13 protein-coding genes are annotated in these 16,048 nt (G+C 39.5%); 10 read left to right on the plus strand and 3 right to left on the minus strand.

Annotated elements, in window-relative coordinates; genetic code table 11:
• Positions 1-33: 33 nt before the first annotated feature.
• Positions 34-816: a TIGR00266 family protein gene (locus tag WAZ07_RS18195; RefSeq protein WP_090919249.1), complete on the minus strand. Its 783-nt coding sequence runs from the start codon at positions 814-816 to the stop codon at positions 34-36.
• Positions 817-1,106: 290 nt separating this feature from the next.
• Here WAZ07_RS18195 and cspD point away from each other — a divergent pair, with 290 nt between their 5' ends.
• A complete protein-coding gene (gene cspD, locus WAZ07_RS18200) occupies positions 1,107-1,307 on the plus strand; it encodes a cold-shock protein CspD (RefSeq protein ID WP_035432508.1) in 201 nt (66 codons plus the stop codon).
• Between the two features lie 44 nt (positions 1,308-1,351).
• On the opposite strand, the gene WAZ07_RS18205 is transcribed toward cspD, so the two are convergent.
• Positions 1,352-2,083, minus strand: coding sequence for a yteA family sporulation protein (locus WAZ07_RS18205; protein ID WP_336473567.1), 732 nt, complete (start codon positions 2,081-2,083; stop codon positions 1,352-1,354).
• 510 nt (positions 2,084-2,593) lie between these two features.
• Between WAZ07_RS18205 and WAZ07_RS18210 the strand changes: the two genes are divergently transcribed.
• Positions 2,594-3,379, plus strand: coding sequence for an enoyl-CoA hydratase/isomerase family protein (locus WAZ07_RS18210; RefSeq protein WP_336473568.1), 786 nt, complete (start codon positions 2,594-2,596; stop codon positions 3,377-3,379).
• A 197-nt stretch (positions 3,380-3,576) separates the two neighbouring features.
• Here WAZ07_RS18210 and WAZ07_RS18215 read toward each other — a convergent pair whose 3' ends face one another.
• A complete protein-coding gene (locus WAZ07_RS18215; protein WP_336473569.1) occupies positions 3,577-4,530 on the minus strand; it encodes a 1,4-dihydroxy-2-naphthoate polyprenyltransferase in 954 nt (317 codons plus the stop codon).
• A 225-nt stretch (positions 4,531-4,755) separates the two neighbouring features.
• Between WAZ07_RS18215 and WAZ07_RS18220 the strand changes: the two genes are divergently transcribed.
• From WAZ07_RS18220 to WAZ07_RS18255, 8 genes are all read left to right on the plus strand, one after another.
• Entirely contained in the window at positions 4,756-6,150 is a 1,395-nt protein-coding gene (locus tag WAZ07_RS18220) for an isochorismate synthase (protein WP_336473570.1), read from the plus strand.
• On the plus strand, positions 6,147-7,901 hold the full coding sequence (gene menD, locus WAZ07_RS18225; RefSeq protein ID WP_336473571.1) for a 2-succinyl-5-enolpyruvyl-6-hydroxy-3-cyclohexene-1-carboxylic-acid synthase: 1,755 nt from the start codon (positions 6,147-6,149) through the stop codon (positions 7,899-7,901). Before WAZ07_RS18220 ends, menD begins: the two co-directional genes overlap by 4 nt.
• Positions 7,898-8,725, plus strand: a complete 828-nt coding sequence (gene menH / locus WAZ07_RS18230) for a 2-succinyl-6-hydroxy-2,4-cyclohexadiene-1-carboxylate synthase (protein ID WP_336473572.1) — start codon at positions 7,898-7,900, stop codon at positions 8,723-8,725. Before menD ends, menH begins: the two co-directional genes overlap by 4 nt.
• A complete protein-coding gene (gene menB / locus WAZ07_RS18235) occupies positions 8,722-9,540 on the plus strand; it encodes a 1,4-dihydroxy-2-naphthoyl-CoA synthase (RefSeq protein ID WP_090919266.1) in 819 nt (272 codons plus the stop codon). Before menH ends, menB begins: the two co-directional genes overlap by 4 nt.
• 1,384 nt (positions 9,541-10,924) lie before the next feature.
• Positions 10,925-11,221: a WXG100 family type VII secretion target gene (locus WAZ07_RS18240; protein ID WP_090919272.1), complete on the plus strand. Its 297-nt coding sequence runs from the start codon at positions 10,925-10,927 to the stop codon at positions 11,219-11,221.
• Positions 11,222-11,579: 358 nt separating this feature from the next.
• Positions 11,580-14,984 carry a type VII secretion protein EsaA gene (gene esaA / locus WAZ07_RS18245; RefSeq protein WP_336473573.1) on the plus strand — a complete coding sequence of 1,135 codons (3,405 nt, stop codon included), beginning with the start codon at positions 11,580-11,582 and terminating at the stop codon, positions 14,982-14,984.
• Entirely contained in the window at positions 14,959-15,471 is a 513-nt protein-coding gene (gene essA / locus WAZ07_RS18250) for a type VII secretion protein EssA (protein ID WP_336473574.1), read from the plus strand. Before esaA ends, essA begins: the two co-directional genes overlap by 26 nt.
• A 13-nt stretch (positions 15,472-15,484) precedes the next feature.
• Positions 15,485-15,736, plus strand: a complete 252-nt coding sequence (locus WAZ07_RS18255) for an EsaB/YukD family protein (protein ID WP_336473575.1) — start codon at positions 15,485-15,487, stop codon at positions 15,734-15,736.
• The last annotated feature ends 312 nt before the right edge of the window (positions 15,737-16,048 follow it).

Genomic DNA, 16,048 nt, shown 5'->3' on the forward strand with positions numbered 1-16,048 from the left:
TGAGGAGGATATATGTTTCATTCTTTTACAAGATTATTCGCTTCCATCAAGAATGCGGCCGATCCCGCCAAGAATACTACCTTCTCCAGAGTTTTTTGCCCCTGGTCCTATGATGCGCTCCGCTAAGCGGCTTAATGTTAAGGATTGAACCCAAACTGTTCCAGGTCCTTGTAATGTTGCGAAGAATAGGCCTTCGCCGCCGAAGATTGCGCTTTTTACATTGCCAACAAATTGAATATCATAATCAACATCTTTCGTCATAGCAACAAGGCAGCCTGTATCAATTTTGAGTTTTTCTCCTGGCTTTAAATCACGCTGATAAACTGTTCCACCAGCATGCATGAACGCAAGGCCGTCACCTTCAAGCTTTTGCATAATAAATCCTTCGCCGCCGAAGAAACCACTGCCTATTTTTTTCGTAAATTCAATACCGACAGAAACACCTTTTGCAGCACATAGGAAAGAATCTTTTTGACAGATTACCTTTCCTTGATATTTCGTTAAATCAACAGGAATAATTTTCCCAGGGTACGGAGCTGCAAATGAGACGTGACGTTTTTCATACCCTGTATTTGTAAATACAGTCATAAACATGCTCTCACCTGTCACAAGGCGTTTTCCAGCACCAACAAGTTTGCCGAAAAATCCACCTGTTTGGGCGGAACCGTCACCAAATACTGTTTCCATTTCAATATTGTCTTCCATCATCATCATAGCACCAGCTTCAGCAACTACGCTCTCCTCTGGATCTAATTCAATTTCAACAAATTGCATGTCATCGCCATATAATTTGTATTCGATTTCATGTGCTTTCATCGTTTCACCTCAAGTAATAAATATGTATGAATATATTTATATTGTACCGGAATATCTTCAAATAGAAAATACAAGTTTTGTAAATTTTCAAACAAGATATTTCTGTTTTGTTTGACGTTTTATTTCGGGCATGATATAGTAAAAGAACTATTGAGCTGCATAATGTGGTACGGAAATAAAGCGTGTTCGTTTCAAAGCATTAGCTTGTGAGAAAATCATGATGTTTATCTCTACCTTTGTATGTAGTTTCCAATAGATAGATTTCTTTTTTATTTTAGGAGGTACATGCAATGCAAACAGGAAAAGTAAAATGGTTTAACGGCGAAAAAGGTTTCGGTTTCATCGAAGTTGAAGGTGGCGAAGATGTATTCGTACATTTCTCTGCAATTCAAGGCGAAGGCTTCAAAACTTTAGAAGAAGGTCAAGAAGTTTCTTTCGAAATCGTTGAAGGTAACCGTGGACCTCAAGCTGCTAACGTTACTAAAAAGTAATGATGGCAAAAAGAAACATTCCTAAATAAGGAATGTTTCTTTTTTTATGGCCTTGAACTGGACTCGTCTGAGGAAAGTTCGCCTTTAAATGTTCTTGCTTCGTAGTCATCTAGCATTTGTTCATATTCTTCGTGTTCTTCTGTAGCGTATACTTGCACGTTTTTTCCGTACATATCTGTTCCGATAAAGTTTTCAAAATCCTCAACATATCCGCGAGGTTCCTCGGCATCTACATACATCTCATCAAAATTTTTAGAGTCGCGGCGCTCTAAATCAGAAGGTGTTTCGGATGTTCCATATAAAGCAACGTCTTGCCAAGCATCTTCAGCGTCATATCCAACGGCACTATCCATATCATATTTACCAAAAGGCGGCTCGATAAGTTCTTCCTCAATCGGACGTGCGCCAAGGATTAGCTTATTATGTGTGTGTTCGATACAAGTGGTGGCGGTTGGCATGGCTTCTAAACGTTCAAGAGGAATTGGTTCACCTGATACTTCACAAACCCCATACGTTCCAGCTTCTATTTTTTCTAGGGCGTGTTTTACATCTGTAAGTTGTTTATGCCAAAATTCTACTAATCCTAAGTCTTTCTCGCGTTCATACAATTCTGTTCCCATATCTCCAGGATGATTATCATATGCAGAGAGTTCGCCAACTGCATCGCGTTCAGAAGCTTGCCCTAAATGCTCATGATTTTGCAGCGTATGTTCCAGCTCTTGTTTTTGCTTTTGTAGTACAGATTGAAAATGATCCATTTGTTGTGGAGTTAGCATAAAATCCACCTTCCTACAATTCGGTTTCTTTAAGTAGTATGAGCTCAATTGCAGGAATTATGAAAAATAATCCGTTAATATATCGGCGGTTCAACGTAGTATAGAGTGAAACTCCCATCAGTAGGAGACTTACTGTGGGTTTAAAATAAAGTCGTGACATAAAGTGAAACTTTAACCAGTGGGGATTTTCTTCATCCCCCACTGATTATTAGTTGAACCAATCGGGCTTTTACGGGCAGTTTATCTCTCGCCTAACTTCTTTGCTGTTGCTGAATTTTGAGGCGGGAGTATTACTGCCCGTTAATGCGGGATAAAAAAATTGCGAAGTTTTTCTCCTTTAAATATTTTGTCTGAAGAGGATTTTTATGTAAGAACATCTAATATTGAAAAGTGTTTCAAGGAAGGATAGGTGATGACATCTCAGTAAAAGCCTGCTCTTAATGCTATAAAAAGAGTGACAACAATAAGCAATCTTTTTTGTCGGTACACTAAACTATTGGAGGGATTAAAATGTTAAATGAAAATGTCGTCCTCTACACTGAAGAAAATGGTATCGCAAGAATTACACTAAACAGACCGGAAGCACTAAATGCGTTAAACCGAGATGTTCTTGAACAACTTTCGTCCGTCTTAGACAGGGTTAAAACTGATTCAGGTGTAAAGGCAGTGATAATCATCGGTGCCGGAGAAAAGGCATTTTCCGCAGGTGCTGACATTCAGTTTCTCAATAAAGCCACTCCGTTAGAAGTACGAGATTTAGCTCAGTTAGCTGTTACAGTTACTAATAAAATTGAGTCATTGGGAAAAGTAGTTGTTGCTGCCATTAACGGCTTCGCACTAGGAGGCGGACTGGAATTAGCTGAATCCTGTACGCTCCGTGTTTGTGCTAATCATGCTAGATTAGGACATCCAGAAGTCCGTATTGGAGCAGTTGCTGGTTTTGGAGGAACTACGAGACTGCCCAGACTTATAGGTAAGGGGCGTGCTACAGAGCTATTGCTCACCGGAAACGTGATAAGCGCAGACGAAGCTTATAGAATAGGACTGGTTAATAGGATTGTTGAACCCGATAAATTATTATCAGAAGTAGAAACGCTTATTTTAGAAATTTTGTCTCAGGCTCCTATCGCAGTAAAAATGACTTGGGAGGCAATTCATCGGGGAGGTAATTTAACTTTAGAAGAATCCGCACTTCTCGGTGCAGATTATTTTGGTTTGATAGCGTCCACCGAGGACTTCAGAGAAGGAACTAAGTCATTTCTAGAAAAGACCCAACCATTATTTAAAGGAAGATAGTTAATGAAAACAATCATGTGTGGATTTAAAATAAAGTTTGATGAAAATAACACAAAATCTTGGGATAACCCCTTGATTTTATTAAACTTTAATCCAATTCAACACTTACTGCTCGTTCATGCGGGATGAAGACGATTTGACAACATACAACATAAATGCACCTAAAAAACGCAAGTGCTTCTACACTTGCGCCTTTTTTATAGGAAATATCCAAGTAATAACCCAATTCCCATTAAAAATCCAAAAATTGTATTTGTTTTTGCTGTGGCAATCATCGCAGGTGCCATTTCCATTGGAATGCTCTTTCCTATAAAACCTTTCGTTGCTTTAAATGCCTTTGGAACACTTAAAAAGACTACAAGCATCCATGGCGAGGCAATACCGACAAGAATAAGGGCAATCGTCCATATATAAGAAATGATAAACATAGATGCCAATATGCTAATTGCATTGTTTCGTCCAACTAAAATAGCTAATGTTCTTCTGCCGTTTTCTTTGTCGCCATCTAAATCGCGAATATTATTCGCAAGTAGAATGGCTCCGATTAAAATTGCATTTGGAATGGAGAGTAATACAACTTCTGATGTTACCATTCCGGTTTGAATAAAGAATGAAATTCCAATAATAATAACACCCATAAATAGCCCCGCTGTTAATTCACCAAAAGGTGTATAAGCAATTGGAATTGGACCGCCTGTATATAAATAGGCAACAGCCATACATACAAGACCAAGTGCTGCGAGCCACCAACTGGAGTTCATACAAATGTAAACTCCTAATAGAATTGCAATGCCAAAGAATCCGAACGCTAAACTCAATACTGTTTTTGGCTGAATCCCATCGCGAACGATTGCACCGCCAATTCCAACAGATCCTTCATGATCGAGCCCTCTTTTGTAATCAAAGTATTCATTAAACATGTTTGTTGCTGCTTGTATGAGAAGGCAAGCAAGAAGCATGATAAGGAAAAGAGGCACATTTATTTTGTTAATACCTTCAACTTCCATCGCATAAGCTGTTCCAATAAAAACAGGCACAAAGGCTGCAGTTAATGTATGAGGACGTAATAAGCTCCACCAAATACGCCAGCCTGTTTGTTTACTTGGCTTTGGCTGCATGGAAGAGGGATTTATTTCAACTTTTGCATCCATATGGAATCCTCCTATCTGTCTATCGTATAAAATAAAATGAGTCCTAACACGGGGCAAAGCCCACAATTAAGTGTAGGAAAAGCGTCATATAGTGTCAACGTTTATTTTCTAGGAATGTACTCGGATTTTCTCAGAAATGCTAAACATTGACACACCTTTCATTTGAGGTGTATCTTAAAATCAAGCGTATTTATGACTATTTTTCGCCCATAGGGGGGAGATTTTGTGATTCAAACGAAACAACATGATGTAAAAGATGTGATTCTGACTGCAATTCAGCGCGCAGCTGAGAGACAAGTACTCGTTAGTTTTGTAAAGCAAGTGGAATGGGTCGATCCACTCCTTTTTTATGCAGCAGGAACACAATTTGGATATAGAGATAGATGTTACTTTGCAGACCCAGCACAGCACGTTATTTTCGCTGGAATAGGTTCTGCTTTTACTATAGCAAATTCTTCTAAAAAGCGCTTTCAAAATGCTCGCAGGGAGTGGGCAAAGGTGAGAGAAGAAGCGGTAATTCACCGCGGTGCTTATGAATTTGGGACAGGACCGCTTTTGTTTGGTGGTTTTTCCTTCGATCCGCGAAAAGAAAGAACAGACTTGTGGAAGACATTTGACGATACGACGTTGCAATTACCAGCCTTTTTGTTAACGGTAAAAAATGAAAAAGCTTGGTTAACGGTAAACCGTTTCGTATCTGGAAATGATTGTGCGGAAAAGATTTACGAGGAATTGCAAAGTGCTGAGAAGCAATTGTTGCAGCAAAGTAAGCATCCCTTTGCAGAAGAACATGTAACCATTCTTTCAAAAGTAGAGGTAGAACCGGAGAAATGGTTGCAAGCAATTAAACAAGTGCAGGAAGAAATGAAGCGAGGCGCTGTTCAAAAAGTTGTGTTAGCTCGTGAAATGCAACTTGTTATGGATAAAGATGTAGATTCGACTTCTGTTTTGGCAGCACTTCGTATTGGACAACCGGATTGTTACGTATTTGCGTTTGATTATAAAGGAACATGTTTCTTAGGAGCAACGCCAGAGAGGCTTCTTCGCAAAGAGGGAGAAACATATACATCTATGTGTCTTGCCGGTTCGATTGGACGAGGTGCTTCAGAAGAGGAAACGAAAGAGAATGGATACGAGCTTTTGCATGATAAGAAAAATTTAGCAGAGCATGCTTATGTTGTAAACATGATTCGCAGTGTGTTAACAAAGCATTGTGAAACAGTTGATATTCCATATGAACCGAGTGTATTGAAGACGAAAAATTTACTTCATTTATATACATCAGTAGAGGCAAACGGAAATGGTGATTTGTTAACGATTATTGAAGAGCTTCACCCAACACCAGCTCTTGGCGGGACGCCGCGAGAAGAAGCACTAAAACTCATTCGTGAAGTAGAACTATTAGACCGTGGTTTATACGGAGCGCCAATTGGCTGGATGGATGAGCAGGGAAACGGTGAGTTTGCGGTGGCACTTCGCTGCGGGTTATTGTCTGGCAAACATGCTTCATTATTTTCCGGTTGCGGTATTGTCATAGATTCGAAGCCGCATTTGGAGTATGAAGAAACAAGATTGAAATTTAAGCCGATGCTTTCTGCTTTGGAGGGACTATCTAGATGAGCGATCATATAGAAGCACTATCATATTACTTAGGCGCGTTTGTTGATGAATTGGCGCGCCTAAGTGTAGAGGATGTTGTCATTAGCCCGGGTTCGCGGTCAACGCCGCTTGCCTTATTAATGGCGCAGCATGAACAAATTCGCACATATTTACACGTAGATGAAAGATCAGCGGCCTTTTTTGCGCTTGGCATTGCGAAGGCAAAAAAACGCCCTGTCGCCTTGTTATGTACGTCAGGAACAGCGGCAGCAAACTATTATCCGGCTGTATGCGAAGCATTTCATTCGCGCGTCCCACTTCTCGTGTTGACAGCGGATCGTCCGCATGAATTACGAGATATTGGTGCACCGCAAGCGATGAATCAATTTCATTTGTTCGGTTCGTTTGTGAAACAATTTATAGAAATGGCACTTCCAGAAGCAGTAGAACCAATGTATCGGTATGCGCGGATGACAGCCGGACGAGCAGTAGCTGGGGCGTTGCAAACGCCAAAAGGACCTGTTCATCTAAACTTTCCGCTTCGTGAGCCGTTAATTCCGGACTTTTCTTTAGAAGAATTATGGGAAAAAGGACGCGGAGAATATGGCGCAACCATTCATCAAGGGAAAATAGCAGTGACGGACGAATATGCAGCATCTTTACGAGAGCGCCTTTCGCATATGGAAAAGGGGCTTATTGTATGTGGAGATGATAGTCATCCGAATATTGCAGAAGCTGTCGTGGCTTTTTCTAAAGCATACGGTTATCCGATTGTTGCAGATCCGCTTTCTGGGCTGCGCAGCGGTCTTCACGATAAAGAGACAATTATCGATTGCTATGACACTTTTTTACGTAACGAACAACTTCGTGATAACTGGAAACCAGATGTGATTATTCGCTTCGGTGGTATGCCGGTTTCTAAAGCACTTACGCAATATTTAAAAAAGCAAACGGAGGCATTGCATATTGTCGTTGATGAATCTGGAAATTGGCGAGATCCGGTGCTTATGTCCACAGAAGTTGTGTATGCAAATGACGCTACATTTTGTGAGCAGCTTGCAAATGATGCGAAGCAGCGAAGCGAACGAGAGTGGCTTCATATGTGGCAACATATGAATGCCGCAGTAAAAGAGAAGCTTACAGAAATGGAATGGTATGAGCACGCATTTGAAGGAAAGGTAATTACAGAACTTGTAGATGTTTTGCCGGAAGATGCAACTTTATTTGTAAGTAATAGTATGCCGATTCGCGACACAGATACGTTTTTCTTCACAAATGAGAAGAACATTGAAGTAGTAGCCAATCGCGGTGTAAACGGTATTGACGGCATTATTTCGACGGCGCTTGGAGTAAGTGTAGCTCGCAAGCCGCTCGTATTAGTCGTGGGAGATTTAGCGTTTTACCATGATTTAAACGGATTGTTAGCGGCAAAACTACATGATTTACATGCGACGATTGTTGTTGTAAACAATGATGGTGGCGGTATTTTCTCATTTTTACCACAGTATGGACAAAAAGAACATTTTGAAGCGCTATTTGGCACGCCGCTCGGACTTGATTATGAACATGTCGTGAAGATGTATAACGGTTCATTCCAGCGCGTACATACGTGGGAAGCGTTTCGTCATGAAGTAGAGCAAGGAACGAGAGAAGATGGACTGCATGTTATTGAAATAAAAACAGATCGCGAAGAAAACTTGCAGCTTCACCGCGACGTTATGAAAAGGGCAGCAGCAACTGTTTCACGAGCATTGCAAGGTGAAGAGAAATGAAAGTAAACGTACATGGTATTTCGTACGAATATGAAGTGATTGGAAGCGGTGAGCCGCTTCTTGTCCTTCATGGCTTCACCGGCAGTATGGAAACGTGGCGTTCGTTTGTTCCGGTGTGGAGCGAGCAGTTTCAAGTCATTTTAGTTGATCTGATCGGACATGGTAATACAGAAAGTCCAGAAGAAATCCAGCACTATCACATAGAAACGGTAGCTGCGCACCTCATTGCTGTGCTTGATCATTTGCAAATCGAGAAAGCGCATCTATTAGGGTATTCTATGGGAGGGCGCCTGGCGCTTACACTTGCTTGTTTATATCCAAAGCGTGTCTCGTCTCTTTTATTAGAAAACTGTACAGCAGGACTCACAGCAGAAGAAGAACGTAAAGAGCGCAGACAGAAGGATGAACAGCTTGCTGACAAGATTGAACGAGAAGGCGTTGCTGCTTTTGTTGAAAAGTGGGAAAACATTCCGCTTTTTGCTATGCAAAAAAAGCTGCCTCTCCATGTACAAGCTCGTGTACGTGAAGAAAGATTAGCGAATCATCCCAGGGGCCTTGCAAATAGCTTACGGGGCATGGGAACAGGAGCGCAGCCATCTTGGTGGAATGAACTAGAACACTTGCAAATGCCTGTCTTACTTATGAGCGGAGAATATGATGAAAAGTTCTTTCACATCTTAACAAAGATGAAAAAACAGATCCCTCATGCTGAATTTGTACAAATTATTGGATCGGGTCATGCAATTCATGTGGAACAACCGCAAAAGTTTGATACAATAGTAAGGGGCTTTTTACAAAACATAAAAGGAGGTAGAAATAAATGACGATTGAATGGGTAAAAGAAGGAAATTATGAAGATATTATTTATTCCACATACAATGGAATCGCAAAGATTTCGATTAACCGTCCTGAAGTACATAATGCATTCCGGCCAAAAACGGTAATGGAGTTAATCGATGCGTTTGCACATGCACGCGATGATCAAAATGTTGGTGTTATCATTTTAACAGGTGAAGGTGGCCGTGCATTCTGTTCTGGCGGTGACCAAAAAGTTCGCGGTCATGGCGGATACGTTGGCGACGATCAAATTCCACGTCTAAACGTATTAGATTTACAACGCTTAATTCGCGCAATTCCAAAACCAGTTATCGCAATGGTAGCAGGTTATGCAATCGGCGGCGGACATGTACTTCACATCGTATGTGATTTAACAATCGCAGCAGAGAACGCAGTATTTGGCCAAACAGGTCCAAAAGTAGGAAGCTTTGACGGCGGATACGGCGCTGGTTATTTAGCTCGTATGGTTGGTCATAAGAAAGCGCGCGAAATTTGGTACCTATGCCGTCAATACAACGCACAAGAAGCGCTTGATATGGGCTTAATTAACACAGTTGTACCATTAGAACAACTAGAAGAAGAAACTGTGAAATGGGCAGAAGAAATTTTAGCAAACAGCCCAATGGCACTTCGCTTCTTAAAAGCTGCATTTAATGCAGACACAGATGGCCTTGCAGGTATTCAGCAACTAGCTGGCGATGCAACGCTACTATATTACACAACAGACGAAGCGAAAGAAGGCCGCGATGCGTTTAAAGAAAAACGCCGTCCGGACTTTGGACAATTCCCTCGTTTTCCGTGATCGGGAAGAGTGAAAAAAAGAGACTTGATGAATTTTCATTAAGTCTCTTTTTGTTTGGCTATAGTTCTCAATATAATTTTCATTTATCCCGCTATTCGTGGGCAGTAAGACCCCTACCTCAAGATTGAGAGGGAAGCATTGTCCAGATCTAGCGGCTAGAATCTTCGGTCGTTTCGCCCCCTCGGACGAGGCAAAAAGCGCCTCTCTGTCGCGGGCTCCAACGTCCTACAATTCTGGGCGGGCTGCTTCCGCTTTTCTAAAGAAGATAGGTGGGGGATGAAAAAACCCCCACTGATGGAAGTTTCACTTTATCGGAAACTGAGCAAGAAAAATCTATCTTCAAAGCGTGTAGGACAAGGTGGAGATAAATTGCCGCTATATCCGTAAAAATATTTTTAAATAAATTACGAATATATGTTCTGTTTTTGGTGTTTTATGGTATAATAAAAGAAAGAAGGAGGTGGTAATGAAATCCAAAAAAGGAATATGTAACCTACTAAATTAAGGTCAAGAAAGGTTATAAGTTATACTCTTACTTCCTAGAAATATGTTAAAACGCAAAAAATCTCTACAATACAATAAACTTCTATATTTGCTAGTTATATACGGCCATGCGTACTTAAAAACTATTGCAACCACTTCAACAAGAAATTCTCCATACATTACAAGTATATATAGAAGTTATGAATGAAAATCAACTTCTTATGTATCAAAAACGTGTGCAAAGCAGAAAGAAATTAAGTGTAACCTATTTACATCACCGACAAAAGAGAAGTCATCCTTATTCTATAATTTCCTAGATTGTTTGTTTAAAACAATGAAGTAACAATATTATATAAACTTACTATTGTAAGTGATTTAGTTTACGATTCAGCACGAAATTTCTATGATTATCATTGGGGGAAATATGTCGTGGAAACAAAACAGTGAGATGAGGAAACAACAGGATGAATTCTTCTGCCATATTCTACATACTCATTGAAATGATTACTTATAAGGTGAATAGATAGAGTATTACTGTGCAAGCTATTATGTGGAAATATATATCTATTTTAGTTTTTTGATATATAAGTCGCTGCTATGCAGGATACAACATGACCGCTACTTGCTTTCTCCTTTTGTTTTAACCCTTGTATGTGGCAGAAATAGGCACTGACCGCTTCTATGCATGGCCAGATGCTCTCGCCCACCTAAAAAAAGAGGGATTTTATGTCGAATTTTTAATTTGTATTTATATAGTTTCTACAAATATAAATAAATTTTACCAATATTTGATATTTTATGTACAAAAAAGGTTTTCTACTTTTGTGACTATTGTTATAATAGAATTAGTAAAATTATAGTTGATTTTACAATTTTCGCAGATTGATAGGAGGAATATTTAATGGCTGGACAAATTCGTATGAGCCCAGAGGAGCTGAAATCAAAAGCAGCTCGTTATGGTAACGGTGGTAATCAAATTGAGGACATTCTAAGTGATTTAACACGCTTACAAAGCGACTTACGCGGAGAATGGGAAGGTCGTGCATTTGAAGGCTTTGACCGACAATTTATCGATTTAGCACCAAAGGTAAAAAACTTTGCCCAATTACTACATGACATCGAAAGACAATTGAAAGATACAGCAGATGCTGTGGCTCGTCATGATGAAGAATTATCTCGTAATTTTGGACTTAGCTAATTACGGTGATGTTATTAGTTGAGGGGATTTTTCATGCTTTACATATTAACGGGCGCGAGTAAATTCTCTTAGTAGTGAGCCACGCAGCAATGCTGCGTGGCTTACTTATTGAGGTTGTTTGTAAAAAAAAGGAATATGTTACCTTGAGGTTATACTAAAAAATAAATGTTCAGCAAAAAGGTATAAGGTAGCTTGAAGTTTGTTTGCATTGATCTCGCATGAACGGACAGGAAGGCTCCTATTGATGAAAGTTTCACTTTATCTTGGTCATTAAGAGGAGTACCCGTTTTCGCGACCACTAGAAGTAAACGAATAATAGTACACAGACGAAGTGTTTTACTAGCAGGAGTGGTGATGTGTGAAAAAAATAAAATGGAGCGTAGTATTTTTTATTATACTGACGCTTGCGCTGTCTGCCGGAACCTCCTTTCTAGCACTGAATCAAGTGAAGAAAGGAAAGGATAATAAAGACACGCAAAAAATGACGGTTGCGCTAGTTAACGAAGATCAAGGTGCAAACCTGGGTGGCAAAAAAATTGAATTTGGTAATGAGTTTATTACGAGTGTTGAAAAAGATACTACCCATGATTGGTATGTAGTTAGCCGCGGGGTAGCGGAAAGCGGACTAGCACGTAACGTTTATAATATGATGATCGTTATTCCGAACGATTTCTCACAAAGAGCATTATCAATTGAGTCGAATGCACCGGAAAAAGTGACACTTAACTACAAAGTGAATGCAACTGGTAATAATGATGTGAAAGCAGAAGCGGAAAAAACAGCAAGTTCAATTCTTGAAGATTTTAACCGCCGAATTATCGATGTTTATTTCGCTAGTATTATTGGAAACTTGCAAAACGCACAGGATAACATTACAACTCTTGTAAAAAAAGAACAAACTTACAGCAATATGTACAATGATGAGGTTCATAGCCCACTAGCTGGTTACACACAGCAGTTTAAAAGTGTGCAAGATCAAACAGGTGTATCGAAAGGCAGTTTTAAAGGGTTACAAGAGATTTTAAACGGGTTTGGCAACAATTTAAATGAGGGTATGAAATCCAATCAAACATATCAGACAACCTTTGGTGATTTCAATAAAACGAAGGAAGCGAATGGCCTTGTCTTAAAGGACTTCGCGACGCAGCTGACTCAGTTTGACCAAGGGATGAATACGACAGATATACTGCAGCGACTTACTAATTTAGAATTAGCGAATAAAGAAATCTATGATCAATTTCAGTTAGCGGAAAATAATCCTAAGCTTTTAGCGGATTCAATTAAAAATAATTTGAATGATAGAAGTGCTGAAATTCATAGTTATAGCACAGATTTGGAAAAAAAATTAGAGTCAGAGCTTGAGACATCAATAACTGAAAAGCTGAAGGAGGAGATTTCAAATTCTCCTGAGGGTAAACAAGATGTGTATTTAAATAAATTCTTTGCCGAACCAGATGATCGTGTGAATAAAAAAATCCAAGAGCTTATTGACCATTTGCCGTCATTAAGGACAGAAGATATTCAAAATATCGGTTTATCAGATGGTACTAAGAAAGAATTGGAAAATGTCATTGATATCACAAATATATATATATCGGAAAAGGAAAAGGATAAGGAAAAACCTTATACACCTAATCGAGGTGAGGATAGCATTCCGCTTGCGAATATGGTACAAGATGTGAAGCAGAAGCTAGCAAATTCTGGTGTTGAAGTAACAGATAAAGCAGTACTACCTGCTACGAAAAAAGCAGGGCAATATATCACATTAAATGTACCAGACACTTATGAAGTGACAAGTGTGAAACTGACTATCGGAAAAGAAGAAGATTACACTGACAAGTACCTTGAAAATAAAAAAATTGTTTTACCAGCTACAGACAAAGGCGATTTCCAAATCAAGGTGACATTACGTTTAAAAGACGTTAACAGTAATATTTCTGTCTTTGAACCTGTAACTTGGAGTTGGAATTTGATACAAGAGGACACGGATAATGTCCTAGATCAATCATCATCTGTCATAAAACCAACACCACTTGAACCACCTATCTTAAGTCAATCACGCGCGATTATAAATCAGAAGCCTTTGAAGAAGGCAGAGAAAAGCGACGGTGGTAGCCAGACAGGAGGAAGTGACGGTCAAACTCAAAGTGGTGACAGTCAAACGCAAAATGGTGGTAATCAGCCAGGAAAAAATAACGGCGAGACACAAACAGACCCGCCTCCTACTAAAAAAGATGAAGGAACGGGTACAGATGATGAATGGAAGCCTGTAAATAACAATTACATCACTCACCAAGTTATGTCACCGTTAGATAAGAATCAGGATCAGAATGCGACTAATAAACTTATACAAGCGGCCGAAGATACGATTAAAAATTATCAAAAACTATCTAAATTGTATGACTTGTATTATGGTATTGATGCATCAGCCGATTTACCGGAAGGTTTTCATGAAAAATCACTTGCGGATCTAGCTGAACCACATCCAGATTCATTATATTGCTTGTTCAACAAACGCGATATGCTTGACATACTAGCAGGATATGTTGCAAAGCAAACGACAGAAGAGGTAAAGCAAGAAACGCTAAAGTTGAAAACCGAAGTAGATAATTATATGACATTGGTTGAGGAAGCAAATAAAAAATCTGCAGACTTAACAGAGGTACTTACGAAGACAACTGACCAAGCGAATGTGATGAATACGAATCTTACGCAAGCGCTAAAAGATTTAACAACATGGCGTGAAACAAGCCGTAAGCTAGTTGAACAGCAAGGAAAAGTTGTGACAAATAGCGATGGTGAGCAAACGGCGACACTTGCGTTAGACGGGGCATTCAAGTCTATTTTTGCACAAAGTCAAACACTGGCTGATCAATCGAAGGGTAACTTAATATCAGCTGACGATGTGTATAAAACTTTTGATAATATCGATAACCAAGCGAAAACGATTCAAGATAGTGGAAATAGATTAGTGAATCAGGCAACATCGCTTTCGATCGATCTTAGTAAGAAAGTGCTTGACGATAAGGATTTCTCGAAAAACTTCACAAAAGTTCTCGCGAATAGCCGTGTTGGCGAACGACAAAATGAAAACTTATATAGCTTCCTTGCAAATCCAGTGCAAACGAAAAATGATGGTGTTGTTGTAGCTGCAGATGCGTTTACGCCATATTTATTAGTGCTCATTTGCTTTATTGTTTCTCTATTTACAGCTTATGTCATTTCAAACCAAGAAAGAAAGCGCATAGAAGAAAGTGCTTTTGAGGAAGAGTTGTCATTGGTACTGAAAAACGTACCAACTACGACTGTTCAAGTTGGTATTGGAATTGTGGAAGGGATTCTAATTGGCGGTATTTCAGGCTATTTATTGAAAATTGGTCATGCGAAATTCTTAGTATGGATCAGCATTTTTACCATCATTATGTTAGTGCTGGTTCTCATTTCAGGCTACTTATTACGCCAAATGAAGATGATTGGAATGTTCATTCTACTAGCTACATTTAGCCTGTATCTGTTCCTGACAGATGCAGTTGGATTGAATCTTGATAAAATGTCGACTGCTGCTAAAATACGTGAATTTTCGCCACTTCAATATATTGAGAGTATGATCACTGGTTTTACAAACGACCGAGCAGATTGGCTGACTATTATGTATGGTTTAATTGCAGTTGCTGTTATTGGCCTTGTGGCAAACTTGTTTGTCATACACAAATACCGGGAAGAAGAAGGGGATGAACATGAAGCTGATTCTCATACGAGCTAGTTTCATTACTGCTTTTTTGTTGCTTATTCTTACACCGGTGTCCATTCACGCTGAGACGGATAGCTATCTTGAACATAACGGGAAGATGGATTTGAAAACTGATCGTGTTGAACAGACGAACCAGGAAAAAATTGAAAAGGAACAAAAGGAAAACCAAGAAACTGAACTCGATAAATATGCACCAGGCTTGTTTAAAGAACAAACAAAAGATGCAATTAAAGAGAAGCAAAAACAAATAGAGGGCGACACGAAATACTTAAATGACTCATTATTTGTGACATCAAACAAGAAGGATACAACTGTGAAGGATAAACAGAACAGATTGTTTGCTCAAGATTATACGGTTAGCACCGCTGTTAACGCTAGCCAAAACAAGAATCAACAAGAAACGGATCCTATTAGTAAGCAAATGATAGGAATCCTAGCTGCTGTAGTATTAGCAATTTGCTGCGGCATTTATGTTGTAATACGGAAAATTTGGCGGTAAGGGAGAAGAACGTATGGCAGGACAAACACATATTAATGTCACAATTGACTTTAATAAAGGGGATGGCAGATTATATGATCTGCGCATCCCTACCCATCAGCCCATCAAGCAGCTGCTTATGAACATTGCTGAGGCGCTGAAGCTTGATGTGATGGAAGTTTCTCGCTGCGCTGTTAAGGTTGTTAATAAAGGACTGTTACTAACTGATGATGATCGATTAATTGATTATCAGATAACAGACGGGGATATATTAAAAGTTTTGTAGAAACATAAAAACCCCTTTCTTTATAGATGGGCGAGAGCAACTAGACGTGCGTAGAATCGGTCAGGGCCTGTTTCTGCCACGTGCGAGGTTTAAAACAAAGGTAGAAGGCGAGAGCAGGTCAGGTTTTGTTTTGCATAACAGTGACTTATGTGTTGAAAAAACAAAATAGATTTATATAGGAATGTAAGTTGAAAAACTGATATAAAATCCTTTCGTTTGGGTGGACAAGAGCAACTGACCGTGCGTAGAAGCGGTCAGTGCCTGTTCTTGCCACGTGCAAAGGTCAAAACAAAGATAGAAAGAAAAAGCAGG

Origin of the sequence: Bacillus bruguierae, assembly GCF_037104725.1 — a bacterium.
Lineage (GTDB): Bacteria > Bacillota > Bacilli > Bacillales > Bacillaceae_G > Bacillus_A > Bacillus_A bruguierae.

What these genes read in the sequence shown, in the direction of transcription:
- WAZ07_RS18195 (WP_090919249.1), bottom strand. Translation starts at nt 816, where the DNA reads ATGAAAGCACATGAAATCGAATACAAATTATATGGCGATGACATGCAA.
- cspD (WP_035432508.1), top strand. Translation starts at nt 1,107, where the DNA reads ATGCAAACAGGAAAAGTAAAATGGTTTAACGGCGAAAAAGGTTTCGGT.
- WAZ07_RS18205 (WP_336473567.1), bottom strand. Translation starts at nt 2,083, where the DNA reads ATGCTAACTCCACAACAAATGGATCATTTTCAATCTGTACTACAAAAG.
- WAZ07_RS18210 (WP_336473568.1), top strand. Translation starts at nt 2,594, where the DNA reads ATGTTAAATGAAAATGTCGTCCTCTACACTGAAGAAAATGGTATCGCA.
- WAZ07_RS18215 (WP_336473569.1), bottom strand. Translation starts at nt 4,530, where the DNA reads ATGGATGCAAAAGTTGAAATAAATCCCTCTTCCATGCAGCCAAAGCCA.
- menD (WP_336473571.1), top strand. Translation starts at nt 6,147, where the DNA reads ATGAGCGATCATATAGAAGCACTATCATATTACTTAGGCGCGTTTGTT.
- menH (WP_336473572.1), top strand. Translation starts at nt 7,898, where the DNA reads ATGAAAGTAAACGTACATGGTATTTCGTACGAATATGAAGTGATTGGA.
- menB (WP_090919266.1), top strand. Translation starts at nt 8,722, where the DNA reads ATGACGATTGAATGGGTAAAAGAAGGAAATTATGAAGATATTATTTAT.
- WAZ07_RS18240 (WP_090919272.1), top strand. Translation starts at nt 10,925, where the DNA reads ATGGCTGGACAAATTCGTATGAGCCCAGAGGAGCTGAAATCAAAAGCA.
- essA (WP_336473574.1), top strand. Translation starts at nt 14,959, where the DNA reads ATGAAGCTGATTCTCATACGAGCTAGTTTCATTACTGCTTTTTTGTTG.
- WAZ07_RS18255 (WP_336473575.1), top strand. Translation starts at nt 15,485, where the DNA reads ATGGCAGGACAAACACATATTAATGTCACAATTGACTTTAATAAAGGG.